32 protein-coding genes are annotated in these 26799 nt (G+C 68.0%); 11 read left to right on the top strand and 21 right to left on the bottom strand.

Going from position 1 to position 26799, the window contains the following annotated elements; translation table 11 throughout:
* The first annotated feature begins 81 nt into the window (after positions 1 to 81).
* The 6 genes from AB5I40_RS36210 (at position 82) to AB5I40_RS36185 (ending at position 4455) form a co-directional block, all read left to right on the top strand.
* Positions 82 to 276 carry a helix-turn-helix domain-containing protein gene (locus AB5I40_RS36210; RefSeq protein ID WP_183126680.1) on the top strand — a complete coding sequence of 65 codons (195 nt, stop codon included), beginning with the start codon at positions 82 to 84 and terminating at the stop codon, positions 274 to 276.
* Complete coding sequence (locus AB5I40_RS36205; RefSeq protein WP_370934669.1) at positions 273 to 605, top strand: WhiB family transcriptional regulator; 333 nt, start codon at positions 273 to 275, stop codon at positions 603 to 605. Before AB5I40_RS36210 ends, AB5I40_RS36205 begins: the two co-directional genes overlap by 4 nt.
* A complete protein-coding gene (locus AB5I40_RS36200) occupies positions 602 to 931 on the top strand; it encodes a hypothetical protein (protein WP_370934668.1) in 330 nt (109 codons plus the stop codon). Before AB5I40_RS36205 ends, AB5I40_RS36200 begins: the two co-directional genes overlap by 4 nt.
* A complete protein-coding gene (locus tag AB5I40_RS36195; RefSeq protein ID WP_370934667.1) occupies positions 928 to 1734 on the top strand; it encodes a hypothetical protein in 807 nt (268 codons plus the stop codon). Before AB5I40_RS36200 ends, AB5I40_RS36195 begins: the two co-directional genes overlap by 4 nt.
* Positions 1731 to 4073 (top strand): hypothetical protein, encoded by a 2343-nt coding sequence (locus tag AB5I40_RS36190; protein WP_370934666.1) that lies wholly within the window; start codon positions 1731 to 1733, stop codon positions 4071 to 4073. The genes AB5I40_RS36195 and AB5I40_RS36190 overlap by 4 nt, the downstream gene beginning before the upstream one ends.
* A 163-nt stretch (positions 4074 to 4236) precedes the next feature.
* Entirely contained in the window at positions 4237 to 4455 is a 219-nt protein-coding gene (locus AB5I40_RS36185; protein WP_370934665.1) for a hypothetical protein, read from the top strand.
* 56 nt (positions 4456 to 4511) lie between these two features.
* Here the strand turns inward: AB5I40_RS36185 and AB5I40_RS36180 are convergent, their stop codons facing one another.
* From AB5I40_RS36180 to AB5I40_RS36170, 3 genes are all read right to left on the bottom strand, one after another.
* Complete coding sequence (locus AB5I40_RS36180) at positions 4512 to 6113, bottom strand: recombinase family protein (RefSeq protein ID WP_370934664.1); 1602 nt, start codon at positions 6111 to 6113, stop codon at positions 4512 to 4514.
* Positions 6114 to 6251: 138 nt separating this feature from the next.
* Positions 6252 to 7025, bottom strand: a complete 774-nt coding sequence (locus tag AB5I40_RS36175) for an enoyl-CoA hydratase-related protein (RefSeq protein ID WP_370934663.1) — start codon at positions 7023 to 7025, stop codon at positions 6252 to 6254.
* Complete coding sequence (locus AB5I40_RS36170; protein WP_370934662.1) at positions 6998 to 7996, bottom strand: GlxA family transcriptional regulator; 999 nt, start codon at positions 7994 to 7996, stop codon at positions 6998 to 7000. The genes AB5I40_RS36175 and AB5I40_RS36170 overlap by 28 nt, the downstream gene beginning before the upstream one ends.
* Positions 7997 to 8067: 71 nt before the next feature.
* Between AB5I40_RS36170 and AB5I40_RS36165 the strand changes: the two genes are divergently transcribed.
* A complete protein-coding gene (locus AB5I40_RS36165) occupies positions 8068 to 8625 on the top strand; it encodes a cysteine hydrolase family protein (RefSeq protein ID WP_370934661.1) in 558 nt (185 codons plus the stop codon).
* A 424-nt stretch (positions 8626 to 9049) separates the two neighbouring features.
* Here the strand turns inward: AB5I40_RS36165 and AB5I40_RS36160 are convergent, their stop codons facing one another.
* From AB5I40_RS36160 to AB5I40_RS36145, 4 genes are all read right to left on the bottom strand, one after another.
* A complete protein-coding gene (locus AB5I40_RS36160; RefSeq protein ID WP_370934660.1) occupies positions 9050 to 11071 on the bottom strand; it encodes a protein meaA in 2022 nt (673 codons plus the stop codon).
* Between the two features lie 50 nt (positions 11072 to 11121).
* Positions 11122 to 11439: a DUF6191 domain-containing protein gene (locus AB5I40_RS36155; RefSeq protein WP_344271494.1), complete on the bottom strand. Its 318-nt coding sequence runs from the start codon at positions 11437 to 11439 to the stop codon at positions 11122 to 11124.
* A 2-nt stretch (positions 11440 to 11441) separates the two neighbouring features.
* Positions 11442 to 11975, bottom strand: coding sequence for a hypothetical protein (locus AB5I40_RS36150; protein WP_370934659.1), 534 nt, complete (start codon positions 11973 to 11975; stop codon positions 11442 to 11444).
* A 104-nt stretch (positions 11976 to 12079) separates the two neighbouring features.
* Positions 12080 to 12625: a hypothetical protein gene (locus tag AB5I40_RS36145; RefSeq protein WP_370934658.1), complete on the bottom strand. Its 546-nt coding sequence runs from the start codon at positions 12623 to 12625 to the stop codon at positions 12080 to 12082.
* A gap of 123 nt (positions 12626 to 12748) precedes the next feature.
* Between AB5I40_RS36145 and AB5I40_RS36140 the strand changes: the two genes are divergently transcribed.
* Positions 12749 to 13375, top strand: a complete 627-nt coding sequence (locus tag AB5I40_RS36140; protein WP_370934657.1) for a LysE family translocator — start codon at positions 12749 to 12751, stop codon at positions 13373 to 13375.
* Between the two features lie 17 nt (positions 13376 to 13392).
* Here AB5I40_RS36140 and AB5I40_RS36135 read toward each other — a convergent pair whose 3' ends face one another.
* The 3 genes from AB5I40_RS36135 to AB5I40_RS36125 are packed head-to-tail and all read right to left on the bottom strand — an operon-like array spanning position 13393 to position 15774.
* Complete coding sequence (locus AB5I40_RS36135; protein WP_370934656.1) at positions 13393 to 14583, bottom strand: alpha/beta hydrolase family protein; 1191 nt, start codon at positions 14581 to 14583, stop codon at positions 13393 to 13395.
* Positions 14580 to 15386 (bottom strand): ergot alkaloid biosynthesis protein, encoded by an 807-nt coding sequence (locus tag AB5I40_RS36130; RefSeq protein ID WP_370934655.1) that lies wholly within the window; start codon positions 15384 to 15386, stop codon positions 14580 to 14582. The genes AB5I40_RS36135 and AB5I40_RS36130 overlap by 4 nt, the downstream gene beginning before the upstream one ends.
* On the bottom strand, positions 15379 to 15774 hold the full coding sequence (locus AB5I40_RS36125; RefSeq protein ID WP_370934654.1) for a nuclear transport factor 2 family protein: 396 nt from the start codon (positions 15772 to 15774) through the stop codon (positions 15379 to 15381). The genes AB5I40_RS36130 and AB5I40_RS36125 overlap by 8 nt, the downstream gene beginning before the upstream one ends.
* Positions 15775 to 15868: 94 nt before the next feature.
* On the opposite strand from AB5I40_RS36125, the gene AB5I40_RS36120 reads away from it, so the two are divergent.
* Positions 15869 to 16459, top strand: a complete 591-nt coding sequence (locus tag AB5I40_RS36120) for a TetR/AcrR family transcriptional regulator (protein ID WP_370934653.1) — start codon at positions 15869 to 15871, stop codon at positions 16457 to 16459.
* Between the two features lie 10 nt (positions 16460 to 16469).
* Here AB5I40_RS36120 and AB5I40_RS36115 read toward each other — a convergent pair whose 3' ends face one another.
* Both AB5I40_RS36115 and murA read right to left on the bottom strand, forming a co-directional pair.
* A complete protein-coding gene (locus AB5I40_RS36115) occupies positions 16470 to 16706 on the bottom strand; it encodes a hypothetical protein (protein ID WP_370934652.1) in 237 nt (78 codons plus the stop codon).
* Between the two features lie 204 nt (positions 16707 to 16910).
* Positions 16911 to 18185, bottom strand: a complete 1275-nt coding sequence (gene murA, locus AB5I40_RS36110) for a UDP-N-acetylglucosamine 1-carboxyvinyltransferase (RefSeq protein ID WP_370934651.1) — start codon at positions 18183 to 18185, stop codon at positions 16911 to 16913.
* A 61-nt stretch (positions 18186 to 18246) separates the two neighbouring features.
* Between murA and AB5I40_RS36105 the strand changes: the two genes are divergently transcribed.
* On the top strand, positions 18247 to 18813 hold the full coding sequence (locus AB5I40_RS36105) for a cob(I)yrinic acid a,c-diamide adenosyltransferase (RefSeq protein WP_370934650.1): 567 nt from the start codon (positions 18247 to 18249) through the stop codon (positions 18811 to 18813).
* Positions 18795 to 19838, top strand: coding sequence for an alpha/beta fold hydrolase (locus AB5I40_RS36100; RefSeq protein WP_370934649.1), 1044 nt, complete (start codon positions 18795 to 18797; stop codon positions 19836 to 19838). Before AB5I40_RS36105 ends, AB5I40_RS36100 begins: the two co-directional genes overlap by 19 nt.
* Here the strand turns inward: AB5I40_RS36100 and AB5I40_RS36095 are convergent, their stop codons facing one another.
* From AB5I40_RS36095 to AB5I40_RS36055, 9 genes are all read right to left on the bottom strand, one after another.
* A complete protein-coding gene (locus AB5I40_RS36095; RefSeq protein ID WP_370934648.1) occupies positions 19839 to 20009 on the bottom strand; it encodes a hypothetical protein in 171 nt (56 codons plus the stop codon).
* An 82-nt stretch (positions 20010 to 20091) separates the two neighbouring features.
* Positions 20092 to 20526, bottom strand: coding sequence for a DUF2550 domain-containing protein (locus AB5I40_RS36090; RefSeq protein ID WP_344271456.1), 435 nt, complete (start codon positions 20524 to 20526; stop codon positions 20092 to 20094).
* 27 nt (positions 20527 to 20553) lie between these two features.
* Positions 20554 to 20919, bottom strand: coding sequence for a F0F1 ATP synthase subunit epsilon (locus tag AB5I40_RS36085; RefSeq protein ID WP_009082582.1), 366 nt, complete (start codon positions 20917 to 20919; stop codon positions 20554 to 20556).
* A gap of 114 nt (positions 20920 to 21033) precedes the next feature.
* Positions 21034 to 22461, bottom strand: coding sequence for a F0F1 ATP synthase subunit beta (gene atpD, locus AB5I40_RS36080; protein ID WP_370934647.1), 1428 nt, complete (start codon positions 22459 to 22461; stop codon positions 21034 to 21036).
* Positions 22461 to 23399, bottom strand: a complete 939-nt coding sequence (locus AB5I40_RS36075) for a F0F1 ATP synthase subunit gamma (RefSeq protein ID WP_370934646.1) — start codon at positions 23397 to 23399, stop codon at positions 22461 to 22463. The genes atpD and AB5I40_RS36075 overlap by 1 nt, the downstream gene beginning before the upstream one ends.
* Positions 23400 to 23410: 11 nt before the next feature.
* Positions 23411 to 25048 (bottom strand): F0F1 ATP synthase subunit alpha, encoded by a 1638-nt coding sequence (gene atpA, locus AB5I40_RS36070; RefSeq protein WP_370934645.1) that lies wholly within the window; start codon positions 25046 to 25048, stop codon positions 23411 to 23413.
* Positions 25049 to 25102: 54 nt separating this feature from the next.
* Positions 25103 to 25927: a F0F1 ATP synthase subunit delta gene (locus AB5I40_RS36065; RefSeq protein ID WP_370934644.1), complete on the bottom strand. Its 825-nt coding sequence runs from the start codon at positions 25925 to 25927 to the stop codon at positions 25103 to 25105.
* Between the two features lie 6 nt (positions 25928 to 25933).
* Positions 25934 to 26482 (bottom strand): F0F1 ATP synthase subunit B, encoded by a 549-nt coding sequence (locus tag AB5I40_RS36060; RefSeq protein WP_370934643.1) that lies wholly within the window; start codon positions 26480 to 26482, stop codon positions 25934 to 25936.
* Between the two features lie 28 nt (positions 26483 to 26510).
* The gene (locus AB5I40_RS36055) at positions 26511 to 26765 is read right to left on the bottom strand and encodes an ATP F0F1 synthase subunit C (RefSeq protein ID WP_037815373.1); all 255 of its coding nucleotides are present in this window, start codon (positions 26763 to 26765) and stop codon (positions 26511 to 26513) included.
* Positions 26766 to 26799 lie beyond the last annotated feature (34 nt).

Genomic DNA, 26799 nt, shown 5'->3' with positions numbered 1-26799 from the left:
CCATTCTCTTGCCTTGGTGCGCCTAAATCAGCGCACTAATTCAGCTTAAATCATCATTCTTGCTTTTAAGGGACTCAACTCATGACTAAGAACCTTCCTGACGCCGGTCGACCGGCGTTCCACTCTCTGGCCGATGCGGCATGGATTCTCGGCATCGACCAGAACGAACTACATCGCGCGATCCGGGTTGGCACGCTCCGCGCGGAGCGTCGGCGCTCCCGGCTGGTGATCTCCGCCGCCGAACTCCGGCGTGTGCTTGACGGCGGTGCGCGATGACCGATTACGACTACAAGGAGATGGCTGCCCAACTCGACCGGTACGCCACGATGCCGGACGACGTTCTGAACGAAGTGGTGACCCGGGACGGCCTGTGTTTCTGGGCATTCGACCGGTCTGACGTGCCCCGACTGTCCGGCGAAGCTACCCCAGACCGGGAACTGGCGTTTCGCATGTGTGCGGGCTGCCCTGTGATCGATGAGTGCCGTGAACTGGACTTGCGTACTGCGGGGCCGGACACGGTCGGGGTGTGGGGCGCGCTGCCAGGCACGGATCGGCGTGCGCTCTACCCGATATGGCGGCACCGCCGGGAAGGGGGCCGTTCATGAACGTCTCTCCGACTCAGTTGCTCGCGGTGCTGGGCGTGGCGCTGGCGGTGTTGTGGGTGTGGCGTGCGTCGGCGCGGCGTGCCCGCCGGGCGGCGGACGCGGCGCGGAACAGCGCCCGGCTGCTGTCTCTCGCTGGCCGTGTCCTGGCCGGTGCGGTGGTGCTGACCGGCGTGCAGTGGCTGGCGTTCACCTACCCCGGGGCACCGTGGCTATTGCGAGTGGCCGCGCTCGGCCTGCCCGCGCTGTTCTCCTCCTACACGCTCACGAAAGCGCTGACGGTGACCACTGTGGACTACCCGGCTGCGAAGCGGGGTGGTCGCCGATGACCGCTGCCACTGGGGCCGAATCGGTCGAACGGGTTGCGGTGCAGGTGGATCGGTTGTGCTGGGCTGGTGTGCTGCTGGGGTTGGCGTTCACGATGACCAACGTTCAGCAGTTCGCCGCCGCCGGTGCGGCGGCGTGGTCGCTGCCGTGGTGCACGGCCTGGCTGCTCGATCCGATGGTGTCGGTGGTGCTGCTGTCCATCCTGCGGGCAGAACAGGTGACCGCACGGCACGGAGTCCGCACCGGCCGGTGGGCGCGGGCGGCGAAGTGGTTCACGCTTACCGCCACCTACGTCATGAACACCTGGGAGGCGTTCACCGCGGGGAGCCCGGCCGGGGTGGTCCTGCACTCGGTGCCACCGCTGGTGGTGTTCGTCGCCGCCGAGGCAGTGACCGACCTTCGGGACAAGCTCGGCGCGGCGCAGTCGGCGGCCGAGGCTGCCGGGCACCCGTCGGAACCGCGACCAGCCGGGCGCTTGTCGGCGCCGGGGTCGGCGGTGTTCATGAACGCTCTCGACCAGCCGCGTCCGGCCACGATCGGACCAATGCCGGCGAATTCCGCGGCGACGTCGCCGGCTGAGGACGAGCCGGAAAAACCCGCCTCTGACCAGGGTGTTTCGAGGAGTGCCGCGTCCGGACGTCGGCGCCGGACGTCGTTCGCCGAATATCTGGTGGTCGCTCGGGAGGCACGGACGCCGGAGGTGCCCGTCAGCCCGGCCTGGGTCCGGGAGGTCACCGGATGTTCGCGCGGTCTGTCCTCCCGGCTGGCCGCTGCCCTCGCCGCCGAGGACGGGGGTGCGCGATGAGCACGCCCGAAGGGCCGCACGACCACAGCGGTGAGCTGGTGCCGAAGGTGTACGAGGGCGAGATCGTGACCGGTGCCGATGAGAACGGAGTGACGGCGGACCGGCGGCCGGTACCGGCGGTGCGCCGGACGTTCATCGACTGCACCGGGCGCCTGCTCGACCGAGTCCGGCAGTCCGGCCGGGTAGCCCGCTGGCGCGGCCTGCTGGCCTACCGGGCGCGGAAACTCCCGGCGGACGTAGTACGGCTGCTGTGGTTCCTGCTGCGCGGGCACGGCCGGTGGATCGCCAAAGCATGGACGTGGGCGACCTACGCGGATCTCCGGGGCGACGTGCGCCAAGCTCGGATGTCCGGGGATGCGCAAGCGCGCCGCGAAGCACAGGAGACGTTGCGGGCGGACGCGAAAGCGCGATGGGCGAAACTCGGGATTGGGTTGCGCCGCACCGTGATCGGCGCGGCTGTGCTCACCGTGGTGCTGGTCCTGCTGGCCCTGGTGGAAATGCTGTTCGATCGGGCGGACATGCCCGGCTGGCTGGTCACGGTCTATCAGGTGCGGGACTTCGGCGCGGCGGCGGTCCGGTTCACGGTGTCGTGGCTGGTGATTCTCGGCCCGCTCGGCTGGATCGCGGCGGCGGTATGGGAAGGACGGGACCGCACTCCGGGCGCGGGCTGGCTGACCCAGCCGGACCGGGCGGACGCGGATTCCTGGGTGGACGAACGGATGATCTCCCGGGCGCTGGCGCATCTGGGCATCGCGCCGATGAACGCGTTTTTCAAGAACGGCGGGGAGCTGGTCTACCCCATCCCTCCCCGAACGGACGGGGACGGCACGTTCGCCCGGATCAGGATGCCGCTCGGGGTGACCGCCGACATGGTCGCCGACCGGCGGCCCACGCTGGCGGCGAACCTCGGGCGTGCGTCGCTCGAAACCTGGCCCACCAAGGGCGATGAGGACGGAGTGCTGGACCTGTGGGTCGCGGACAAGGGCACCCTGCAAGGCGGTGCGGGTGACTGGCCGTTGTTGCACGAGGGCACGGTGGACGTGTTCGAGGGCGTGCCCTGGGGCTTGACTCAGCGCGGCCTGATCGTGAACGCGCCCTTGCTGGAAGCGAACTGGCTGATCGGCGGACGGCCGGGGCAGGGCAAGACCTCAGCGATGCGGACGCTGCTGCTCGGCGCCACGCTGGACCCCACCGCCGAACTGTGGGTGTTCGTGATGGGCGAGAGTCCCGATTTCGAGCCCCTGAAACCGCGTCTGAGCCGCTACCGGATGGGAATGGATGACTCGGTTGCCGCCGACGCCGTGGCGGCGCTGCGGGACCTCACAGAGGAGATGGAACGGCGCGGCCGGACACTCGGGGCGCAGCCGGGGCAGCCGCCGAAGGTCTCGCGCAAACTCGCCGACCGCGCCGCGTTGGGCTTGCATCCGCTCATCCTCGCCATCGACGAGTGTCACGAACTGTTCCAGCACAAGAAATACGGGAAGCAAGCCGAAGAACTCGCGGTCCGGTTGATCAAGCGCGGCCGCAAGTACGGCATCATTCTCTTGCTGGCCACTCAGTCGCCGACGAAAGACAGCATTCCCAAGGAGATCACCCGCAACGTCTCCTGCGGGGTCGCGTTCGCCGTGGCCGACCACATCGCCAACGACGGGCTGCTCGGCGCGGGCCGCTACCGGGCAGGCATCCGCGCAACCGAACTGCGGATGAAAACCGACCGGGGAACCTGCGTCGCGGTCGGCATCACCGACGAGCCGTGGGAACTGGTCCGCACCTTCTACATCACCTTTGAAGACGGAACCGACCTAGTGACCCCGGTCATCGCCCGCGCCGCGGCGCTGCTCGCCGAACACGGGCGACCGGTCGCCCTCACCGCAGCACAGGAGAACGAGCAACCGGCACCGGCCGACCACCTCGTGGACATCGCGGAAATCTGCGGCGGAGAGAAGCGAGTCCGGACGCAAACCGTGCTCGCACGGCTCATCGCCCACAACCCCGACGAGTACGACGGATGGACCTTGACCGATCTCTCCGCCGCCCTCGCCAGCCATCACCTCGCCCCAGTCAAGTCGCACGGGGTGATGGTGATCCGGGCCGACGACGTGGCCTCCGCACTCGCCGCGCGCGAGGACGAACCCGGCGGGGAAGCGCACGGGGAGGTCTCAGGGACCCGGGGAGTTCTCCCCAGGATTGGGGAGCCCCAAACTCCCCCGACTGGCCAGGCCAAACACGGTCGGGGGAGGCGCAAAAGCACTGTCCGGGAGACCTCCGGCAACCCCGGAAAACGCCGTGTGGAGGCGACCCGGCCGGGCTCCCTCCCCGGGGGTGCCGATGGCGGATAGGGCATCCGAACCGGCCGTGCGCGCACATCCACCGACCATCCCGCCAAAGCAGACGAAAGGCAGCGACCATGACCGCAACCACCACGCGACAGGGCAGGACGGACACACCCCACAGTCCGACGACAGTTCCCCGACAGGCGACGGCACACCGCACCCAGCGTCAGTGTCTGCCGACCGGAGCGGCACGCACACGCCGACACTTTCGATACCGCCGCAACGGCACACGTCACAGATCAGCGAAGAGTCCCGCGCCTATTGGCGGCCCATCGTCGCCGCCATGGACCCGATGACAAGCGAGGAACTCGCCGACGTCGCCGAGATCCTGCGCGATATCGATGCCCGACTTGCCGCACAAGAGAACGCCAAGCCTAGAGAAAGCTGACCATGACGGAAGTGGCCCCGAGGAACCGTCCTCGGGGCCACTTCCGTGTCAGGGGGTCAACCCTTGACCTTCGGCCGCATCGTCTTCTTCTGGCCTTTCTTCGTGTTCCAGTCCGCCGCCAGCGCGGCGAACTTCTCCGGTCCGAGCAGCCTGAGCCGCGTCCGGTCGAACACCCGCTTGCCGGTACGGCTACTGGGCCAAACACACAGCTTGTCATTGCCGATGGCGCGGGTCAGCATGGCTCGGTTCTGCGAGACGTCCCCGCCGGTCCATTCGGCTTCCAAGTTGGCCGCTGACTCGACCGGTGTGGGCTCCGCCGTCGGGGCCTCGTCCAACGTGTCGCGTTCGGCAGTCAACCGCGCCAGGTCCGCCGCCAGCGGCTCATTCGCCACGTCGAACTCGTCCAAGCTCATCCGCCGAGTCCCAACCCGTTCCGACAGGCCCGCCTGAATCCTCTTGATCTCATCGATTTCGTCGCGCACCGCCGCCAGCCGCTCGCTCGCCCGCGATTTGAGCGCCGCCAGCTCCGACGCGTGCCGCTCGTCCGAGAGCCGTTCCACACAGAAGGCCATCAACTCGCGGTCCACCGCACGCCGGTCGATGAACACCGTGCCGCAACCCCGCCGCTGTTTCGCGCAGTAATACACGCTGCGCGGCGTGCCGTCCTCGTACTTCTTGTCCTTCGTGGTCCGGGCGGTCAGCTTCCTGCCGCACACCCCGCACCGCAGAATCCCGGTGCCCACATAGGACCGGCCGACCTCACCGGCCACCCGCCCGCGCTTGCGCCCGGCATACAACGCCTGCAGCCGGTCATAGGTCCGCTTGTCCAAAATCGCTTTTCCCGGCAACCGGCCCACGATCTCGCCCTCATGCACCACGTACCCGCCCAGCGCCGGGCGCTTCATGGTCGCCGACACGGTCGTAGGAATGAATTCCTTGCCGGTCATCGAACGCAACCCCATACCGTTCCACAAGGCGGCCACCTTCTCAGCCGAACCGCCCTTGGACAGCAGGAGCTTCGCACCGGCCCTGATCGCTTCGCGCTCACGCTCCACCACCTCGGGCGAGACGTCCGGCCGGTCGGCGTTCGTCTCGCCCTCGCCCGGCGTCCACCACGTGTCCTTGCCCGGAAACCCAAACCGGCGTGGCCCACCCGTCGTCCGGCCCTGCTCGCGGAAGGTCCGAAATCGCCGCTTGATCCGCCGCGACGTGTCATCCGACGACCGCGCGGCGTGCGCCACCTCGATCCGCAGAATGAAGCGGTCATCCGGGTCCGACAGGTCGCGCTCACCGTGCGCGGAGAACACCTTGTACCCGTTGTCGCCCAGCTCAATCAGCGTTTCTAGGTCACGCGGCTGCCGGAACAGGCGATCCGTGTGCCACACCACGCACCCGTCGGACTCACCCGACCGGACCCGCTCCAACAGCTTCTCCCAGTCGGGCCGCTTGCCGCCCTTCTTCCAGGCGGACAGGCCATCGGACAACTCCGCGCCCAGCGTGCCGCCCACCCGCTCGATTACCTTGCGGTTGTCGTCCCACTGAACGTCGATTTTCTCCAGTTCACCCGTCTCAGGCACCCGCGACAACCGGCCGTAGGAGTCCAGCACAAACCGCCGCTCACCCGGCTCCGGCACCGTAGCCTTGCTGTCATCGACCATGACCCCGACGGTAGGTCAACAAAACACGCGTCGCCAATGCGGCGTTCGGTGCACCCCACGCACCCAATGTGGCGTTCGGTGCGTCAGACGCACCCAATGCCACATTGGGGCGGCACGAAACCGAGGCCATAGCGCGGATCAATCTGTCCAGTCGGGCTTGCGCTTCTCCAGGAACGCCGCCATCCCCTCCCGCGCCCCCGGCAGTTGCGAAGCCGACGCCATCACCTCGACGGCGATCGCGTACGCGTCGGCTTCCGGACGGTCCAGCTGGGCGTACAGAGTCTGCTTCCCCATCGCCTTGCTGGCCCGGCTGCCGCGGGTCGCGCGGCCGAGCAGGTCCGCGACCGCCTCGTCCAGGGAGTCGTCCGGGACCACGCGGTTGACCAATCCCCAGTCCAACGCCGTCGCCGCGTCGACCACGTCGCCGGTCAAAGCCAGTTCCATCAGGCGTTTCCGTCCGATCGCGCGCGCCACCGGCACCGCGGGCGTGTGGCAGAACCAGCCGCCCTTCCCGCCCGGCAGCGCGAACCCCGAAGACTCCGCCGCGACCGCCAGATCGCACGACGCCACCAGTTGACATCCCGCGGCAGTCGCCAGTCCGTGCACCCGCGCGATCACCACCTGCGGCACTGATTCCATCGTCCGCATGAGCGTCGTGCACAGAGTGAGCAGCTCGCGCACTCCCATGAGGTCACGCGCGGCGACGTCGCCGAAGTCGTGTCCGGCGGAGAACACCGGCCCCGCCCCCGCCAGCACGATGCCGGTCGCATCGGACTCGCCCGCCGCACGGAACGCGGCGAGCAACTCGCCGAGATGCTCGGCGGACAGCGAATTGCGCCGCGCCGCGCGGTTCATCGTGATGGTGACCGTGTCGCCGTCCCGCTTTACGAGGATGTGCTCGTACTCGCCCATGCCCCGACCGTAACCCCGCTGACCGGGATGCGGAAAGTGCGCCGATACGAATCCGGTCCGACCCCCACCTCCGCCCGCAGCCTGCGCCGCAGGTTCGCCGCACTGCCGAGCCCCGCCCGCTCCGCCACCCGCGCGACCGGCAGATCGGTAGTTTCCAGCAGCCGCTGCGCATGCTGCACCCGCTGGACGAGCAGCCACCGCCCAGGCGTGCTGCCCGTAGCGGCGGCGAACTCGCGATGAAAAGTCCGAGGACTCATCCCCGCGTGCTCCACCAGATCCGGCACCCCTATCTCCTCGGCGAGCCGAGTCATCGCCCAGTCCATTGTGGACGCAATCCCAGGCCGCGAAGCATTGGCAGGCAACGGAGTCTCCGCATACTGCCGCTGCCCGCCTTCCCGAACCGGCGGCATCACCAGACGGCGAGCAAGCCGCGCCGCAACATCCGCCCCATGATCACGCCGCACCAAATGCAGGCAAAGATCAAGCCCACCAACGACGCCCGCCGAGGTAAGCACCCCGTCCTGCTCGGTGTACAACACGTCACGCCGAAGCTCCGCCGCCGGTGCAGCTGTCGCGAGCGCATCGAGATCGCGCCAATGCGTAGTAGCAGGCCGCCCGTCAAGCAGCCCCGCAGCAGCGAGCGTGAACGCCCCAGAACAAAGCCCAGCAACCGTTGCCCCACCCCGATGAGCCCGCCGAAGCGCACTTCGCGCGGCGGCAGGCACCTCAGCCAACGGATCGTCACGCCCCGGCGCGAGAATCAGATCGCACTCGTCCAGCCCAGAAAGACCATGCGTCGCAACAACTTCCCCGAACGGCGACACCCGCGTCCGCCCCCGCCCAGGCGCACACACGCGCACCGTGAACGGACCGATCCCACTGTCGGTGCGGTCCTGAGCCCACACCTCCGCGATCACCGCCAGGTCGAACATCCGGCTGCCCGGCAAGAGCAGCACCCCGATCGTGCGCATGGCAGAAAAGTACCGCATCGCGCCTCTTATGCCACTCCCCCTTTGCCGCGGTCACCGCCAAAATCGAACTCATGACCACCGCATTGCTGCTGATCGACGTCCAACAAGGCTTCGACGACGCCGACTTCTGGGGCCTGCGCAACAACCCCGACGCCGAAGCGAACATCCAAGCGCTCCTGCGGTCTTGGCAGGATCGGCGCGCCCCAGTCGTGCTAGTCCACCACGACTCCATCAAGCCCGATTCGCCCCTGCGCCCAGGCCAGCCAGGCAACGACTTCAAGCCGGAACTAGCCAACGCCCGCCCAGACCTGGTCTTCGGAAAGAAGGTGAACTCCGCCTTCCTGGGCGACATCGACCTGGACGCCTGGTTCAAGACCCGCGGCATCACCAGCTTCGTCCTGGCCGGAATCCAAACCAACTTCTGCTGCGAAACCACCGCCCGCATGGGCGGAAACCTAGGCTACGACGTAACTTTCGCCCTGGACGCCACCTTCACCTTCGCATTGGAAGGCCCAGACGGCACCACCCTGACCGGAGAAGAACTGTCCCGAGCAACCGCGACAAACCTCCACGGCGGCGGCTTCGCAACAGTGAAAAACACGAAGGAAATCCTGTCCACCATTCCGTGAGGGGAACCCTGAGGGAATCAGATTCCCTCAGGGTTCCCCTCACGACCCACCCAGCACCCGCCAGGATGCGCCCCAATGCGGCATTGGTTGCGTCCCGCGCACCCAATGCGGCATTGGGTGCGTCGCATGCACCCAACGCCACATTGGGGCGCTAGCCCCGGCCCACTCACAAACCGCCACCGATGCACCCAACGATCGAGGCACCCAGCCGTGCGCCCCACCACCCAACCGCCACCCGGTGCACCCAACGATCGAGGCACCCAGCCCCTCCCCCGCACCCCGATATGAAGCGTCCCTGCGGTCTGGGGGTGCTTGTCAAGGCATCTTTCCCGCCTTGACAAGCACCCCCAGACCGTCAGCACACTCACGCTTCGGGGTGCCCCACGCACGCCAGGGCGCAATGTCGCCGCCAGGCGACGAGCCACTAGGAACCCAACCCGTGCCGCTCCCGAACCAACTCGACAATCCCAGCCATAATGTCCGTCAGCTCATAATCCTTAGGCGTAAACACCCGAGCAATCCCCCGCTCAGTCAACAAAGCAGCATCATCAGGCGGAATAATCCCACCCACAATCACCGGAATATCTCCAGCCCCAGCAGCCCGCAACCCGTCAACCACCAACGGCACAACCTCAAGATGCGACCCAGAAAGCACAGACAACCCAACCACGTGCACACCTTCCTGCACAGCAGCCGCGACAATCTGATCCGGAGTCAACCGAATCCCCTGATAAATAACCTCAAACCCAACATCCCGAGCCCGAACCGCAACCTGCTCAGCCCCGTTGGAATGCCCGTCCAACCCAGGCTTCCCCACCAGAATCCGCAGCCGCTCGCCCATCTCAGCCTCAGTGCGACGAACCAGCTCCCGAACCCGCTCCAACTCCGGATCCCCTTGCCCAGCAGCTGAAGCAGCAGAAACCCCAGTAGGAGCCCGATACTCCCCGAACACCTCCCGCAGAGCCCCGGACCACTCCCCAGTAGTAACCCCAGCCCGAGCACACTCCAAAGTAGCCTCGAACAAATTATCCGAAGTACCAGCCGCAGCCTTCAAAGCAGCAAGAGAAGCGGCGACCGCAGCGGAATCCCGCTCCTCCCGCCACTTCTCCACCGCGGCAACAGCAGCTTTCTCCACGGCAGGATCAATAGTCTCGATCGCCTTAGCCCCCTCCGCCTGCAACGGCGACGGCTCAGTCGTCTCGAACTTGTTCACCCCAACAAGAACCCGCTCGCCGCTCTCCATCCCCCGCCGATACTCCGCGAGAGACGAAACGAGCTGCGACTTCATATACCCGCTCTCAACCGCAGCCACGGCCCCGCCAAGATCCTGCACCCGCGCGATCTCGGCCCGAGCCCCAGAAACGATCTCGTCCACTTTGGACTCGACAACCCGCGACCCGTCGAAAATGTCCTCGTACTCCAGCAGATCCGTCTCAAACGCGAGCACCTGCTGCATCCGCAACGCCCACTGCTGATCCCACGGCCGCGGCAGCCCGAGCGCCTCGTTCCAAGCAGGCAGCTGAATCGCCCGCGCCCGCGAACCCCGCGACAACGACACCGCCAGCATCTCCAGCACGATCCGCTGGACGTTGTTCTCCGGCTGTGCCTCGGTCAACCCGAGCGAGTTCACCTGCACGCCGTACCGCAGCCGGCGCGCCTTCGGGTTCTCGACGCCGTAGCGTTCGCGCGTCAGTTCGTCCCACAGCTGCGTGAACGCGCGCATCTTGCACATCTCTTCGACGAACCGGACGCCCGCGTTCACGAAGAACGAGATCCGCGCGACGACCTTCTCCATGTCGGCCTGGTCGACCTGGCCGGAGTCGCGCACCGCGTCGAGCACGGCGATCGCGGTGCACAGCGCGTACGCGACCTCCTGCGTCGGCGTCGCGCCCGCTTCCTGCAGGTGGTAGCTGCAGATGTTGATCGGGTTCCACTTCGGCACGTGGTGCACGGTCCACGCGATCATGTCGGTGATCAGCCGGAGGCTAGGCCCGGGCGGGAAAATGTAGGTGCCGCGGGACAGGTACTCCTTGATGATGTCGTTCTGCGTGGTGCCGGTGAGCTTGGCCAGCACCTCGTCGACGTCGCGGCCCTCGGCTTCGGCCTGTTCGCGGGCCACCGAAACGTACAGCGCGAGCAGCCACATCGCGGGCGCGTTGATGGTCATCGAGGTGTTCGCCTCGGCGAGCGGGATGCCGTCGAACAGCCGCCGCATGTCGCCGATGTGCGAGACCGGGACGCCGACCTTGCCGACCTCGCCGCGCGCGAGCACGTGGTCCGGGTCGTAGCCGGTCTGGGTCGGAAGATCGAAGGCGACCGACAGCCCGGTCTGCCCCTTGGCGAGGTTCCGCCGGTAGAGCTCGTTCGACGCGGCGGCGGACGAATGACCCGCATAGGTGCGCATCACCCAGGGCCGGTCGCGCTCGTGGTCGGTGGGGTACGGCACGGTGCACCTCTCTTCGCCGAGACGACCGCCCGAGTGTACCCGCCGGTAACTTAATCGGCGGAGTGGAATCGGCCACGCCCGGGTGACGCGCCGGGCCGGACGACCACTACCCCGCGGTCAAGGTCGACGGTACCCAGCGGCGGCGCTCCCTGCGCCTCCTCCTCGAGGGTCATCTCGACCGAATCGCGGTGTTCGAGCTCGTTGCGCTTGGTGCCGTAGAGGAACGCGGTGACCTCGTCGAGGTACGTCGAGGACAGCCGCGCCTTGAGCCGGGACGGCTTCTTCTTCCGCCGCAGTTCCCAGCCGCCGACGATCAGCAGCACGATGGTGGCGACGGGCAGCGAGAGACCCAGCAAGGTCAGCAGCATGGTTAGCCAACGACCGGGCTGCGCGGAGTGTTCCGGGCAATCAACTCGGCGACTTGGGCGGCGTCCGGGACCGCCATGAGCTCCGGCAACATCGGGTACCAAGCTGGCCGCGACCGGTAGCCCTGGTCTCGCAGCCATTCGGTGGCCGTGGGGTGGAAGTCGATCGTCCCGGTGCCGTCGCCGTGGTCGCGCACCCGCGGCGGGCGGAGGTAGCCGAGCGGCACCCACCGGAATTCGACACCGGGCTGCCACTGCGAGACGAAGATCAGCCTGCGGTCGGTAACCAGGTAACTGGTCCCGGCGACGAAGCTGCGGCGCTCGCGGTTGCGCTCGACAGCGGTACCGGCGAGCAGGCCGAGCACAACGATCCAGGGGACCGTGTCCCGGTAGCTGAGGTTGAAGATCGCGGTCGCCGCCGCTGCGGCGACGAGCACGATCACGACTGAGAGGTAGGGGTGGTAATCGCGGTAGCGCCGCACGTACCTCTGCGGCCGCCCGGACCAGAGCAGCTGTTCATCCTCGGCCAGTGGGTACATGACGCCCTCCTCGCTCCCGAAGAGTGCACGCCGTCCGGTTCGCCCGGGTTGCCCGGCGGGTCGGAATTATTGGGTGCCGCGGCGGCGAGCGATCCGGGCATGTTCTACCCAGCGGCCGGGGTGCGCGGAGCGTTCCGGGCGATCAACTCGGCGACGTGTTCCGGATCCTCGATCGCGACCAGTTCGGGCACCATCGTCGTGAGCAACGACCGCGCCTGGATCTTCTGGGCGCGCAGCCGCACCCGCGCGGGTGCCCCGAAGCCGACGGTGCCCGTGCCGTCGCCGTGGTCGCGCACCCGCGGCTCGCCCAGGTCGGGAAGCCACACCCAGCGGTACTCGATGCCGCCCGGACGGTCAGCGACGAAGACGAGCCTGCGGTCGGTCACCAGGTAGGTCAGCACCCCGAACAGCACCCTCCGCTGCCGGTTCTGTTCGGCGATCAGCGCGATCGCCAGGATGAAGAAGCTCGGCCACAAGCTGAACGTGACGGGATCGATGTCGAACGCCACGATGCCGACGGTGCCGGACACGACGATCACTCCGAAGCCCACCGCCACTGCGACGTAATTGTGGAAGTCCGCGTACCGGCGCACGTAGCGCCGCGGCCGCCCGGACCAGAGCAGTTGTTCCCCTTCGACCAGTGGATACATAGCGCCCTCCTCGCTCCCGAAGAGTGCACGCCGTCCGGTTCGCCCGGGTTGCCCGGACGGCCGGAACCACTGTGACGGAAATCCGCGAGACGCCGGCCGATCCGGGATCTACCGTGGTCAGACGTGACGTGGAGCGGGTACGGCAGTTATCTGGTGATCGTGGTCCTCATCGTGCTCGCGCCGGGGCCGGACACGATGGTGATGCTGAAGAACGCACTGTCCGGCGGGGCGCGCGGCGGCTTGCTGGCCACCGCCGGCATCTTCGCCGGCAACGCGGTGCAGGGCACTGCCGCGGCGCTCGGGCTCGGCGTGGTCATCGCCCGTTCGCAGCCGGTGTTCCTCACGCTCAAGTGGCTCGGCGCGGCTTACCTCCTCTTCCTCGGCGTCCAGGCGCTGCGCGGCGCCTGGCGCGGCAACTACGACGCGGTCGCCGACACTCAGCGCAAGCGCGCCAGCGGTTTCCGGCGGTGGCGCGAGGGATTCCTGTCGAACATCACGAACCCCAAGGTGCTGGTGCTGTACCTGTCGGTGCTGCCGCAGTTCCTCGACCCGGTGCGCACGACGACCTGGGACGCGCTGGTGCTCGCGTACACGGTCGCCGTGCTGGGCACGATCTGGTTGCTCGTCCTCCTGTTCTTCGTGCACCGCGTCCGCGCTTGGCTCAGCCGCCGCAAGGTCCGCCGCGCACTGGACGGGGTGACCGGCACCGCGCTGGTCGGGTTCGGCGCGGCGCTGGCCCTGGAATCCTGACCCCGGTTCAGCCCGGATCAGAGAACGTCGTCCAGCCAGTCGTAAATGCGGCCGTTCGCGAGCCGCATCGCGCCGACGTGGCAGTGCGCGTCCGCACCCTCCTCCGCGGTGAAGTTCAGCAGCTTCTTCGGGCCGCTGATCCGGTCGTACAGCTGCTGCGGCTCGCCGGTGAAGAACAAGTCCTCCGGAGCGTCGCAGATCAGCGCCGGGCAGGTGATGCGCTCGGCCACGCCGTCGTACAGGTTGTATTCGAGGTACTTCGCGAGGAACTCTCGATCGGTCGCGCCGCCCATCACGTAGCGGCCGTGGCTCAGAGCCCAGCGAACGGTCGGGCTCTGTTCCCGCGCGGCGGCTAGAAACGCGTCCAGTTCAGGATCTTCCGGCGCGTTCGCCCGGCGGACGACCTCGTCGCGCTCCCACGGGAGCTGGTGCACAAAGGCCGCGCCGGCGTCGAAGAGTCCGTCCACCGCGACGACGGCCGACAGCCTCGGCTCGAACGCGGCGGCGCGCGGCGCGAGCATCCCGCCGAGGCTCCAGCCGATCAGCGCGACCTTGTCCGGGATCACCTCCGGGAGAGCGAGGGCGTAGTCGAGCACCTGGCCGACGACGTGCTCCCAATCCGGGCGGAACAGCAGCCCGTCGCGGTGCACGGCGCTGGGCTGGCCGGGACCGTCGAAGGTCAGCACGTGGTAGCCGCGTTCCTGGCCCGCCGTCGCGCCCATGAAGTGCAGGTCCTCAGCGCTGCCGTCGAAACCGTTGTGCACCACCAGAAGCGGCTTCGGACCGTCGCCGGGAGCGCGGTAGAAGTAGCCGCGCAAGACGTGGCCGTCGTAGGGGATTTCGATCCGTTCGACGTTGTCGATCGACTCCGCGGCGCGCTGGAAACACTCGACGTTGCGCTCGTAGGCGTAGTTGATCCGCGGGTCTTCCGGGTTGCCGTGCAAGAAGAACTCGGCGCGGCGGTAGTACGTCGAGGCACGCAGGTACGCGTCGCGCGCGCTGACCGGGTGCATGGTGGCGGCTTCGTCGTAGAGCCGCTCGGCGGCGGCGAGCCACGCGTCGTGCCAGCTGTCGTAGTCACCGGATTTGATGTTCGACGCGATCGCGACGACCTCGCCGAAATCCGCGCCTCCGTAGGCGATCTGGCCCAGGGCGATGAGCGTCTCGAACCAGAATTGCGGGTCGTCTTCGAACAGCAGCGGCTTCATCGGATCTCCTCTTTCGCGAAGGTGCGGAAGTCACGGGCGGGTCGTCCAGTGACCCGCTCGACTGTGTCGGTCACCCGGTCCTCGGCGCCGCCGCGGATCGCTTCGTCCAGCAAGGCGAGCATTTCGGCGTACGACTCGGGAAGGCCGTCGCGGACCAGGAATCGCTGGTACTCAAGGGTGGAAACCGGTGCGTGCACGACCGGATGGCCGAGCTGTTTCCCGACGATCCCGGCGGCCTCGTCGTAGCTGAGCGCGCGCGGGCCGGTGATGAGGTGATCGGTGTTGTGCGGTTCCGGATCGAGCAGCGCGCGGACGGCGACCGCGGCTATGTCGCCCGCATCCACGAACGCCACCCGGGCGTCGCCGGTCGCGGTCACGATCCGGCCCGCGCGGGCGCTGTCGCCGACCAGGTGCCCGGCGGTGAAGTTCTGCATGAACCACGACGGCCGCAGCACTGCCCAGCTCGGCTGCCGACGGACGAGTCCGGGCAGACTGCCCACCACCGGGGTGTTTTCGGCCACGGCGGACGAACTGAGCAAGACCACTCGTGCGTCCGGCGCGTGCTTGAGGAACTCCTCGACAAGCGGCTGCGGATCGGCCGCGACCGGTGCGATCAGGTAGACCGCCGAGACCCCGTCCAGCGCGGGGCCGTACGTCGCGGGCTCGTCCCAGTCGAACCGGATTTGGCCTGGCTTAACGGGATTCCGCGTTGCCGCCCGAGCACGTATCCCTTCGGCTTCGAGACCGCGCACGACCCGGCTGCCGGTGGTGCCGGTCGAGCCGAGGACGAGGACATCAGACACCCGGCACCCCGAGAACGTCGATGACCGCGAGCGGGCTGAAGTAGTCGCGATAGTGGCGGATCAGGCCGTCGCGGACGGTCAGGATCACGACATAGCCCAGGCGGTACGGCTTCTGCGTGGCGACCGCGATGCCGGCCAGCTCGAACTCCGCGATCGAAACCTCCGGGTCAGTCGTCTGGTGCACGGTCTTCGCGGCGACCTCGCGGACGTCGAACAGGTTCGGGTAGTTGCGCAGGTACTCGGCCAGAGCGGCGCGGCCTTCGACGCGCTTGGGCTCACCGGGCGCGGCGAACGGGAACTCGAGCACGGCGTCTTCGGCGAACAACTGCACGAATCCGGCCATGTCGTGCTGGACCAGCAGATCGAGCGCGTGATCGATGAATGTCATCGAACTCCCTCCTCAGGAACGGACGAGACGGTCCCGTCTCGACGCCAACGTACACGGGACGGGACCGTCTCGTCCACACGCTATGCTCCTTGGCATGACGACCCGCCGGACGCCGACCGGAGCTGCCGTGCTGCAGCCCGACGTCACCTACGCCATCACCGAAGCCGTGATTGACGAGCTGGCCGATCACGGCTTCGGAAGACTGTCGATGGAAGCGGTCTCGAAACGCGCCGGGGTCGGGAAAAGCGCGCTATATCGGCGCTGGCGGTCGAAAGACGAAATGATCGGCGCGGTCATCGCGGAATTCAGCCTGGCGCGCGCGGTGGACCCGGACACCGGCAGCCTGCGCGGCGATATCCGGGCCACCCTGGAAGCGCTTTACGGATGGATCACGCACCCGCGGTTCTCGCGGATTTTCCCCGGGCTGATCGCGGAAGCCCGCCAAAACCCGGCAATGGCCGAATTCGCCCGCGAAGCAATCGGCGGACCGCGGCGGGCCATCAACCAGGCGGTGTTCACCAGGGCGATCGAGCGCGGGGAGATCCCGGCGGACACGGACATCGAAATGGCGCTGGACATCGGCGCGGGAATCGTTTACTGGCGGCTGATCGTGCGCGGAGTCCCGGCGGAGGAAGGGTATTTGGATAAGGTGGCGGACTTGGTGGTGCGTGCGCTGAGCACGTAGCCACCGCCGCTCAGAGCAGGGTTGCCAGCTCCACTGACACCTCGACCGGAGTGGCGACCCGGAGAGTGCCCTGGTGTGCGCCGGTCGGCACGTAGGAATGAGTAGTCGCGTCGAGCCGGTAGCAGAAGACAGTGAGCCCGCCGACCTCGTCGGTCGTGTTCTCGATCCGCCAGAACTGCGGGATTCCGGCAGCGGCGTACTCGGCGGGCTTGTCGATTTGGTCGACAGTGATCGAGCCTGGCGACATCACCTCGACGACGAGGCGGCAGTGCTCCGGCCGGAGCACTGCGTCGGCGAGGTCGCTGCCGCGGGCTGATTCGAGTCCGCAGGACAGCCGCCGAATGATTCTCTGATGCGTTCGCGACCGTGCTGGCCGATCACGAACTGAGCCATACCCCTTGGCAGCGTTCTTCGTCCCACTCCGCGTAATCAGCCGCGGTGCAGCCGCCGCTCAAGCTCGCTCCGGCTCCCCGGCAACCCGGTCGATCCGGGCACCCAGCCGATTCAAGTTCTCGACGAAATGCGGGTACCCGCGGTCGATGTGGAACACGTCCCACACCTCCGTCACCCCATCGGCGCACAGCCCGGCCAGCACCAGCCCGGCTCCGGCACGGATGTCCGACGCCCACACCGGCGCGCTCGACAGCTTCTCCACACCGCGGACCACCGCGTGGTGGCCGTCGGTACGCGCGTCGCCGGACAGCCGGATCATTTCCTCGATGAAGCGGAACCGGGCCTCGTACACGTTTTCCGTGATCATCGAGGTGCCCTCGGACACCGCCGACAGCGCGACCGCGAACGGCTGCAGGTCGGTGGCGAAACCGGGGTACGGCAGGGTCACCCAGTCGACCGCCTTCGGGCGTTCCGGCTGGACGACTCGGAAGCCCTTGTCGTCGTAGGTGGTGACCTCCGCGCCGGCCAGGCGCAGTTTGTCCAGGACCAGGTCGAGGTGGTGCGGGTTCACGCCGCGCACGGTCAGGTCGCCGCGGGTCATCGCGGCGGCGAACGCCCAGGTCGCGCCTACGATGCGGTCGCCGATCACGCGGTGTTCGGTCGGGTTCAGTGCTTCGACGCCGTGGACGGTCAGCGTCGAGGTGCCCGCGCCCTCGATCTTCGCGCCCATTTCGGTCAGCATCGTGCAGATGTCGGCGATTTCCGGTTCGCGGGCGGCGTTGTCGATCACCGTCGTGCCCTCGGCCAGCACGGCCGCCATCAGGATGTTCTCGGTCGCGCCGACGCTCGGGAAGTCCAGCCAGATCTGGGTGCCGACCAGCGTTTCGGCCTTCGCGACGACGCACCCGTGCTCGATGGTGCTCGTCGCGCCGAGTTTGCGGAGGCCGTTCTGGTGCATGTCCAGCGGACGCTGGCCGATCGCGTCGCCGCCGGGCAGCGCGACAACCGCCTGCTTCAGGCGGCCGACCAGCGGGCCCAGCACGCACACCGACGCGCGCAGCTTGCCCATCGCCGCCGAATCGGCGCGGTGCGACAGCTCCTTGGGCGTGGTGATGCGCGCCGTGTCACCCTCGATCTCCACCTCGCAGCCGACACTGCGCAGGACGTCGCCCATCAGCGGGACGTCCAGGATCTGCGGGCAGTTCGTGATGGTCGTGGTGCCTTCGGCCAGCAGTGCCGCGGCCATCAGTTTCAGCACGCTGTTCTTGGCGCCGACCACGTCGACCTCGCCGACCAGCCGGGCTCCGCCATGCACGTCGAAGTGCTCGCTCATGGCCGCCAATCATGCCCTCTCGCCCAGTTTTGCCCGAACCCGGGCCGGTAGAGTCGAACGTATGGTGGTTCGTATCAACCGGGTCTACACGAAGGTCGGCGACAGCGGCACGACCGCGCTCGGCGACGGTTCCCGGGTTCCGAAGACTTCCGCCCGGCTGTCCGCCTACGCCGACACCGACGAGGCCAATTCCGTCCTCGGCCTGGCGATCGCCCTCGGCGGGCTCACCGACGAGATCGCGGACGTGCTGCGCCGGATCCAGAACGACCTGTTCGACGTCGGCGCGGATTTGTGCCTCCCGATCCAGGAGGACCCGCCCTACGAGCCGCTGCGCATCACCGAGGCGTACCTGGAGCGGCTCGAAGGCTGGTGCGACGACTTCAACGAACGGCTGCCGAAACTCACGTCTTTCATCCTTCCGGGCGGCACCCCGGGCGCGGCGTTCCTGCACCAGGCGCGCACGGTCTCTCGCCGCGCGGAACGGTCGGCGTGGGCGCTGATGGAGGCCGAGCCGGACACGTCCAACCCGATCGCGGCCAAGTACCTGAACCGGCTCTCGGACCTGCTGTTCATCCTCGCCCGGCTGGCCAATCCGGAAGGCGACGTGCTGTGGCAGCCGGGCGGCTGATCGCGGCCTCCGTTCCCGCCGCGGCAGGCCTCGCCGCCGGCGGTTGGGCGGCCCGCAACCTCAAGACGTACGGCTGGGCGATGGCTCGTACGCGGCGGGCCGGATTCACCGAACACGACGCGGTGGTCAACGGCTCGAAGCTCCATTACGCCCAGGGTCCGGCCGGTGCCAAGCCAGCGCTGCTGCTGATCCATGGCCAGGCCGTCGACTGGCAGAGTTACGCACGCGTGCTGCCGGAGCTGGCGCGGGACTTCACGGTGTACGCGGTCGACGTCCACGGGCACGGCGACTCCGCCCGGGCGCCGGAGAAGTACACCGCGGCCGCGATCGGGGCTGATCTGGCCCGGTTCGTCGAGGAAATCATCGGGAAACGGGTCGTCGTATCCGGGCATTCCTCGGGCGGCCAACTGGCGGCCTGGCTCGCCGGGAACCGGCCGGACCTGGTCCGCGCGCTGGTGCTGGAAGACCCGCCGCTGTTCACCACCCTGCTGCCGCGGGCCGAGAAAACCTGGAACTGGGTCGACCTCGCCACGGCCTGCCACACGTATCTGCGATCCGGCGAATCCGACTGGGGCGCCTACCTCTTCGAGCACCAGAAGCTGTGGGACTTCTTCGGCGACGGCGCGGCCCGGATCGTGCGGTCCGGGCTCAAGCGGCGCGAGAAGCATCCAAACCGGCCGATCACGCTGTTCTTCATGCCGCCGAGCTGGAACGACATGCAGCGCGCGGTCGAGCACTACGACCCGCGTTTCGGCGACGCCTTCTACACCGGCGCCTGGGACGAAGGCTTCGACCACGAGGCGACCCTGCGCAAGATCGAAGCGCCGACGATCCTCGTCCACGCCAACTGGAAATACGGCGAGGACGGCGTCCTGCAAGGCGCGATCGACGCGGACGACGCGCGACAGATCGCCTCGCTGATCAACGACGTCGAGGTCGTCCGGGTGGACAGCGGCCACAACGTGCACGGAGAGAAACCGGCGCGGTTCGCCGAGCTTGTCCGCTCCGTCACCGCCTGGCTCTGACTACCGGGCCCAGCTGGCTTCCTGAGCGGCCCAGTAACGCTCGTAGTCGACGTCCCAGGTCGAATCGCGGCCCGGCTCGACAGCCTGGGCCACCGTGAGGTCCTCGAGCCGCACCGGCTTCGGCAAGGTCTGCCACCGGCGAGCGCGGTCTTCCCGTTCTCGGGCGTCCATGCACCTAGGGTAGCGCCGGAGAACCCGCTGCACGAGAAACAAAAACCGGGCCCGCCGCAAGGGCAGGCCCGGCCGGAAAAACTCACGAAGCTCGCGGCAGCCGTCGCCCCGGCGGAGCCGATTCGAGCCACGACAGGAATCCGGTCAGCGCACCCGGACCCATCGCGATCTCGATCGCTTCCTGGTCCGAGGACTCGCAGCGCAGCACCGTCGATCCCTCAGGCACCGCGTACGCCTCGGAGCCGGACGGGTCCCGCCGGTCCGCGATCTGCATGCTTTCCCGCTGGAAAACGCGATCCGGGCCGGTGCGCAGGCTCCACACCCGGTACCAGACGAACTTCTCGCCCTCGTACCGGCCGAGGCCGAGATGCCAGCTCGAACGGGGACTGTCCGGACGCCACCGCAGCGCCACGCTGACGCCGCCGCCGCGGCGCATCCGGATCCACCGCTGGCCGTACCAGCCGACCACGACGACAAGCACGATCAGGAGCGCTAGCACCACCACAGCGATCTGCACGGCCCGGCTCCTGCCCGTCTAGTCCGCTCAGACCGATTGTCCAGCCGCGCGGAGCTGGGCCGTGGCCCTCGTCCGCTCGGCCTCGTCGCCGGTGCTGAGGGCTGCCTTCGCGGCGGCCACGTCGATTTCGTCGGACAGCTCGGCGCTCTCCGCGAGCACGCTCACCCCGGTCGCGGTGACGGACAGGAATCCGCCGTGCACCGCGGCGGTCAGCACGTCGCCGTCCGTCGTGTTCACCTTCACCACGCCACCCTCGACGAGCTGGCCCAGCACCGGCTCGTGTCCGGGCATGATGCCGATCTCGCCCTCGGTGGTCTGCGCCACCACGAAGGTGGCGGTACCCGACCAGAGCCGGCGCTCGACGGCAACCAGCTCCACGGACATCTCAGCCACGTAGCACTCCTTCGCTCGGGGTGTCACCACCGAGTGTAATAGGTCTTGCTTCGGTTACGAGAACGGCGGGGGCCGATGTCCACAATGGACAGTGCCCCCGCCGGTCTCACGCACTCACTTGCCGGTGATCTCGTGGTACTTCTTCTCGAGGTCCTCGAGCCCGCCAATGCCCAGGAACGCCTGCTCCGGGTAGTGGTCGAAGTCGCCCTTGGTGATGCGGTCGAACGACTCGATGGTCTCCGACAGCGGCACCGTGGAGCCCGGGATCTGCGTGAAGGCCTCGGCCACCAGCATGTTCTGGGACAGGAAGCGCTCGATCCGGCGCGCCCGCTGCACGGTGAGCTTGTCCTCTTCGGAAAGCTCGTCCATGCCGAGGATCGCGATGATGTCCTGCAGCTCCTTGTACTTCTGCAGGATCCGGATGACCTCGGAGGCGACGCGGTAGTGGTCCTCGCCGACGATCGCCGGGTCGAGGATCGTCGACGTCGACGCCAGCGGGTCCACCGCCGGGAAGATGCCCTTCTGGAACACCGACCGGGAAAGCTCGGTGGTGGCGTCCAGGTGGGCGAACGTCGTCGCCGGGGCCGGGTCGGTGTAGTCGTCCGCGGGCACGTAGATCGCCTGCATCGAGGTGATCGAACGGCCCCGGGTCGAGGTGATCCGCTCCTGCAGCTGGCCCATCTCGTCCGCCAGCGTCGGCTGGTAGCCCACTGCCGAAGGCATGCGGCCCAGCAGGGTCGACACCTCGGAACCGGCCTGGGTGAACCGGAAGATGTTGTCGATGAACAGCAGCACGTCCTGGTTCTGGACGTCGCGGAAGTACTCCGCCATGGTCAGCGCCGACAGCGCGACGCGCATACGCGTGCCCGGCGGCTCGTCCATCTGGCCGAACACGAGGGCGGTGTCGTTGATGACGCCGTCCTCGGACATCTCCAGGAAGAGGTCGTTGCCCTCACGGGTGCGCTCGCCGACGCCGGCGAACACCGACGTACCGCCGAAGTTCCGGGCGACACGGGTGATCATTTCCTTGATCAGCACCGTCTTGCCCACGCCCGCGCCGCCGAACAGGCCGATCTTGCCGCCCTGCACGTACGGGGTCAGCAGGTCGACGACCTTCAGGCCGGTCTCCAGCATCTCCGTCTTGCCCTCGAGCTGGTCGAAGGGCGGCGGGTTGCGGTGAATGCCCCAGCGCTCGAGGTCCTCGCCGTAGCCGGGCTCGTCGAGGCACTCGCCGAGCGCGTTGTAGACGTGGCCCTTGACCTTGTCGCCCACCGGGACGGTGATCGGCTTGCCGGTGTCGGTGACCTCGGCACCGCGGACGAGACCGTCCTGCGGCTGCAGCGAAATCGTGCGCACCAGGTTGTCGCCCAGGTGCGCGGCGACCTCGAGGGTCACCGTCTTGCGCAGCTGCTCGAACTCGATGTCGACCTTGAGCGCGTTGAACTGGTCGGGAACGGAACCGCGCGGGAACTCGACGTCGACGACCGGCCCGGTCACCGAGACGATGCGCCCCTTGGCGCGCGGGGCTTCAGTACTGGTCATCAGTCATCACTTCCTGCTGCGGTGAGCGCGTTCGCGCCACCGACGATTTCGGAGATCTCCTGGGTGATCTGCGCCTGCCGGGCCTGGTTCGCCTCCCGCGTCAGCGTGTTCACCAGTTCGTTCGCGTTGTCCGACGCGGCCTTCATCGCCGTGCGGCGGGCGGCCAGTTCGGACGCGGCGGATTCGAGCAGCGCCGAGTACAGCCGGGTGTTGATGTACTTCGGCAGCAGCGCCGAGAGCAGCTTGTCGGCGCTGGGCTCGAACTCGTAGCTCGGCAGCAGACCGGCCGGCTTCTCGTCCTCGCCGTCGGAGTACTCGACCTCCAGCGGAGCGACCCGCTTGGCGACCGGGCGCTGCGTCAGCATCGACACGAACTCGGTGTAGACGACGTGGATCTCGTCCACGCCCGTGATGCCGTCCGCATTGCCCGAAGCGTCATCGACACCCGCGTTGAAGGACTGCACCAGCGTCTCGGCCGCCGCGACCGCGTCCGGGTAGCCCGGCTGGTCGGAGAAGCCGGTCCAGCTGCCGGCCACCGCGCGGTTGCGGAACCGGTAGTAGTTCAGGCCCTTGCTGCCGGTGGTGTAGACGTCGACGTCCTTGCCCTCGGACTTGAGGAGGGCAAGCAGTTCTTCGGTCGCCTTCAGCACGTTGGAGTTGTAACCGCCGCACTGGCCCTTGTCACTGGTGACGACCAGGACGGCGGCGCGCTTCGGGTTCGGGCGCTCGACCAGGAGCGGGTGGTCGAGGTTGGCCGCCGCGCCGGCCAGCGCCGAGAGCACCTTGGTGATCTCGTCCGCGTACGGCCGGGAAGCGGCGACCTTCGCGCGCGCCTTGGTGATGCGCGCGGTGGCGATGAGTTCCATCGCCTTGGTGATCTTGCCGATCGACTTCGTCGCCTTGATGCGCGAGCGAAGCTCCCGGAGTTGTGCGGCCATGGGCTACCAGCTCACTTCTTCGGGGCGGGCTTGTTGACCTTGACGGTCTCCTGCCCGACCTTCTCGGCGGCCATCGCGTCGGCGTTCGACTCGAGCGGCTTGCCCTCGGAGGTGGTGAACTCCTTCTTGAACTCGTTCACCGCCGCGATCAGCGCGTCGCGGGTGTCGTCCTCGAACTTGCCGGTGTCGCGGATCGCGCCCAGCACCTCGGCGTGCTTGCGCCGCGCCGAGTCGAGGAACTCGAGGTTGAAGCGGCGCACGTCCTCGGTCGGGACCGAGTCGAAGTAGCCGTTCGTGCCCAGGTACACCGTGGCGACCTGCTCCTCGACCGGAACCGGGGAGTACTGCGGCTGCTTGAGCACCTCGTACAGCCGGGCACCGCGCTCAAGCTGCGCCTTCGACGCGTCGTCCAGGTCCGAAGCGAAGGCGGCGAACGCCTCCAGCTCGCGGTACTGGGACAGGTCGATGCGGAGCGAGCCCGCGACGTTCTTCATCGCCTTGACCTGCGCGGCGCCACCCACACGGGACACCGAGATGCCCACGTCGATGGCCGGGCGCTGGCCGGCGTTGAAGAGGTCCGACTGGAAGAAGCACTGGCCGTCGGTGATCGAGATGACGTTCGTCGGGATGTAGGCCGACACGTCGTTGGCCTTGGTCTCGATGATCGGCAGCCCGGTCAGCGAGCCCGCGCCCAGCTCGTCCGAGAGCTTCGCGCAGCGCTCGAGGAGACGGGAGTGCAAGTAGAAGACGTCGCCGGGGAACGCCTCGCGGCCCGGCGGGCGGCGCAGCAGCAGCGAGATCGCGCGGTAGGCGTCGGCCTGCTTGGTCAGGTCGTCGAACACGATGAGGACGTGCTTGCCCTCGTACATCCAGTGCTGGCCGATGGCCGAGCCGGTGTAGGGGGCGATCCACTTGAAGCCGGCCGAGTCCGAGGCCGGGGCCGCGACGATGGTGGTGTACTCCATCGCGCCCGCGTCCTCGAGCGCCGTCTTCACCGAGGCGATCGTGGAGCCCTTCTGGCCGACCGCGACGTAGATGCAGCGAACCTGCTTGCTCGGGTCACCGGTCTCCCAGTTGGCCTTCTGGTTGATGATCGTGTCCACCGCGACCGCGGTCTTGCCGGTCTTGCGGTCGCCGATGATCAGCTGGCGCTGGCCGCGGCCGATCGGGGTCATCGCGTCGATCGCGGTGATGCCCGTCTGCAGCGGCTCGGACACCGGCTGGCGCTCGACCACCGAAGCGGCCTTCAGCTCCAGCGCGCGGCGGCCGGTGGTCTCGATCTCGCCGAGGCCGTCGATGGCCTGGCCGAGCGGGTTGACGACCCGGCCGAGGTAGCCGTCGCCGACCGGCACCGAGAGGACCTGGCCGGTCCGCTTGACCTGCTGGCCTTCTTCGATGCTCTCGAAGTCGCCGAGGATCGCGGCGCCGATGGAGCGCGCGTCCAGGTTCAGTGCCACGCCAAGCACGCCGCCCGGGAACTCGAGCAGCTCGTTGGCCATGGCCGAGGGCAGCCCTTCGACGTGGGCGATGCCGTCACCGGCGTCGGCGACGACGCCGACCTCTTCCCGCTCCACGGAAGGGGCGTAACTCGAGACGTAATTCTCGATCGCGTGGGCGATCTCGTCCGAGGAGATCGTCAGCTCCGCCATTTCGTTCCCGCTCTCGCTTCTCTTCTGTCCAGTGTGCAAAGTCTGTTGTGCCGCTCAGGCCCGGCTCAGCGTGCGGCGCGCGGCCGCCAGCTGCCCGGAGGTGCTGCCGTCGATGACCTCGTCCCCGACGCGGACGACGAGGCCGCCGCCGAGTGCCGGGTCGATCTCGACGTGCAGCGCGATCGGCCGCCCGTAGATGCCGTCGAGCTTGGTCCCGAGAAGGGCCCGCTGCTCGTCGGTGAGCGCGTTCGCCGAGGTCACGTACGCGACCGAGCGCTCGCGCCGCTCGGCGGCCAGCGCGACCAGCTTGTCGAGCGCGTTGCCGATGCCGCGCCCCTTGGCGCGCTGCACGGCCTGCTCGACCAGGGTCTCGACGACCGCGTCGACCTTGCCCGCGAACAGCCCGCGGACCAGGGTCCGCTTCGCTTCCGCGGGAGCGGTCAGGTCGGACAGCGCCGCCTCGAGTTCCGGGGCGCCCGCGACGATCCGCGCGACCTGGAACAGCTGAGACTCGACGGTTTCGACGTTCCCGGCCTTTTCGGCGGCGGTGAGCAGCGCCGAACGACCGATCGATTCGAGCCCGTCCACCAGCTCGCGGGGACTGGACCAGCGGCTGCCCGCCACGGTGTCGAGCACCTTCAGGGCCTGCTCGCTCAGCTTTCCGTCGAACAGGCGGCGGACCAGGCCCTGGCGGCTCTCCGGCGCGACCGAAGAATCGCCGACCGCGCGGCGCAGGCCGATTTCGCGGTCAAGGAGGTCGACGACCGAGAGCAGCTCGTCCCCGGCCTTCGCGGGGTCAGCGCCCGCTCCGGCCAGCACCTCGCCGAGCGTGCGCTCGGCGAGGTCGAGCGCTTCACGGCTCGCAGCATGCAGCGTCATCTCTGGTTACTTCCCCGCTCCGTTAGTGGCCCCGGCGGTGTCCAGCTCCGCGAGGAACCGGTCGACGGTGCCGCGACGGCGCGCCTCGTCCTCGAGCGACTCGCCGACGATGCGGCCGGCCAGCTCGACCGCGTTGCGGCCCATTTCGGCCCGCAGCTCGGCGACGATCTGCGCCTTCTGCGCCTGCAGCTGGGCGTGGCCCTGCGCCACGATCCGCTGGGATTCGGACTCCGCCTGCTCCCGCAGTTCCGCCTTGATCTGCTCGGCTTCGAGCCGGGCGTCGTCGCGGATCTTCGCGGCTTCGGAACGGGCGTCCGCCAGCTGCGCCTTGTACTCCGACAGCGCCTTCTCGGCCTCTGCCTGAGCCTTCTCGGCCTTCTCGATCCCGCCTTCGATCTTCTGCGCCCGCTCCTCGTACGCCTTCTCGAAACGAGGGACGACGTACTTCTTGAGGATGAACAGCAGGATCAGGAAGGCGACGATGCCGAGGATCACTTCCGGCCACGCCGGAACGATCGGGTTCTCTGATGCGAGCACCGCTTCGGTCTTCAGCACAACGTCTCCTTACGCGAGAGCGGACGACTCAGGCGGAGGCGATGAAGTAGATGACGATACCGATCAGGGCCAGCACCTCGGTGAGCACGAAGGTGGCGTAACCGATGCCCTGCAGCTTGCTCTGGGCCTCCGGCTGACGCGCGGTGCCGTTGATCACCGCGGCGAAGATCAGGCCCACACCGATGCCGGGGCCGATCGCGCCCAGGCCGTAGCCGATCGCGGCGAGGCCCTTGTTGATGCTGACGGCTTCGGCGGCCTGCTGGGCCAGAACGATGTTGCTCACGTGCGTTTCCCTTCACTTCGGTCCGCGCACTCAC

The organism is Amycolatopsis sp. cg13, assembly GCF_041346965.1.
Classification (GTDB): Bacteria; Actinomycetota; Actinomycetes; order Mycobacteriales; family Pseudonocardiaceae; genus Amycolatopsis.
This window is presented reverse-complemented; position numbering and strand designations above follow the sequence as displayed.

Excerpts from the sequence above, each read along its gene's own strand:
- AB5I40_RS36210 (WP_183126680.1), top strand. The coding sequence starts at position 82 with ATGACTAAGAACCTTCCTGACGCCGGTCGACCGGCGTTCCACTCTCTG.
- AB5I40_RS36205 (WP_370934669.1), top strand. The coding sequence starts at position 273 with ATGACCGATTACGACTACAAGGAGATGGCTGCCCAACTCGACCGGTAC.
- AB5I40_RS36200 (WP_370934668.1), top strand. The coding sequence starts at position 602 with ATGAACGTCTCTCCGACTCAGTTGCTCGCGGTGCTGGGCGTGGCGCTG.
- AB5I40_RS36195 (WP_370934667.1), top strand. The coding sequence starts at position 928 with ATGACCGCTGCCACTGGGGCCGAATCGGTCGAACGGGTTGCGGTGCAG.
- AB5I40_RS36190 (WP_370934666.1), top strand. The coding sequence starts at position 1,731 with ATGAGCACGCCCGAAGGGCCGCACGACCACAGCGGTGAGCTGGTGCCG.
- AB5I40_RS36180 (WP_370934664.1), bottom strand. The coding sequence starts at position 6,113 with ATGGTCGATGACAGCAAGGCTACGGTGCCGGAGCCGGGTGAGCGGCGG.
- AB5I40_RS36175 (WP_370934663.1), bottom strand. The coding sequence starts at position 7,025 with ATGGGCGAGTACGAGCACATCCTCGTAAAGCGGGACGGCGACACGGTC.
- AB5I40_RS36170 (WP_370934662.1), bottom strand. The coding sequence starts at position 7,996 with ATGCGCACGATCGGGGTGCTGCTCTTGCCGGGCAGCCGGATGTTCGAC.
- AB5I40_RS36165 (WP_370934661.1), top strand. The coding sequence starts at position 8,068 with ATGACCACCGCATTGCTGCTGATCGACGTCCAACAAGGCTTCGACGAC.
- AB5I40_RS36155 (WP_344271494.1), bottom strand. The coding sequence starts at position 11,439 with ATGCTGCTGACCTTGCTGGGTCTCTCGCTGCCCGTCGCCACCATCGTG.
- AB5I40_RS36150 (WP_370934659.1), bottom strand. The coding sequence starts at position 11,975 with ATGTACCCACTGGCCGAGGATGAACAGCTGCTCTGGTCCGGGCGGCCG.
- AB5I40_RS36145 (WP_370934658.1), bottom strand. The coding sequence starts at position 12,625 with ATGTATCCACTGGTCGAAGGGGAACAACTGCTCTGGTCCGGGCGGCCG.
- AB5I40_RS36135 (WP_370934656.1), bottom strand. The coding sequence starts at position 14,583 with ATGAAGCCGCTGCTGTTCGAAGACGACCCGCAATTCTGGTTCGAGACG.
- AB5I40_RS36125 (WP_370934654.1), bottom strand. The coding sequence starts at position 15,774 with ATGACATTCATCGATCACGCGCTCGATCTGCTGGTCCAGCACGACATG.
- AB5I40_RS36120 (WP_370934653.1), top strand. The coding sequence starts at position 15,869 with ATGACGACCCGCCGGACGCCGACCGGAGCTGCCGTGCTGCAGCCCGAC.
- AB5I40_RS36115 (WP_370934652.1), bottom strand. The coding sequence starts at position 16,706 with ATGTCGCCAGGCTCGATCACTGTCGACCAAATCGACAAGCCCGCCGAG.
- murA (WP_370934651.1), bottom strand. The coding sequence starts at position 18,185 with ATGAGCGAGCACTTCGACGTGCATGGCGGAGCCCGGCTGGTCGGCGAG.
- AB5I40_RS36105 (WP_370934650.1), top strand. The coding sequence starts at position 18,247 with ATGGTGGTTCGTATCAACCGGGTCTACACGAAGGTCGGCGACAGCGGC.
- AB5I40_RS36095 (WP_370934648.1), bottom strand. The coding sequence starts at position 20,009 with ATGGACGCCCGAGAACGGGAAGACCGCGCTCGCCGGTGGCAGACCTTG.
- atpD (WP_370934647.1), bottom strand. The coding sequence starts at position 22,461 with ATGACCAGTACTGAAGCCCCGCGCGCCAAGGGGCGCATCGTCTCGGTG.
- AB5I40_RS36075 (WP_370934646.1), bottom strand. The coding sequence starts at position 23,399 with ATGGCCGCACAACTCCGGGAGCTTCGCTCGCGCATCAAGGCGACGAAG.
- atpA (WP_370934645.1), bottom strand. The coding sequence starts at position 25,048 with ATGGCGGAGCTGACGATCTCCTCGGACGAGATCGCCCACGCGATCGAG.
- AB5I40_RS36065 (WP_370934644.1), bottom strand. The coding sequence starts at position 25,927 with ATGACGCTGCATGCTGCGAGCCGTGAAGCGCTCGACCTCGCCGAGCGC.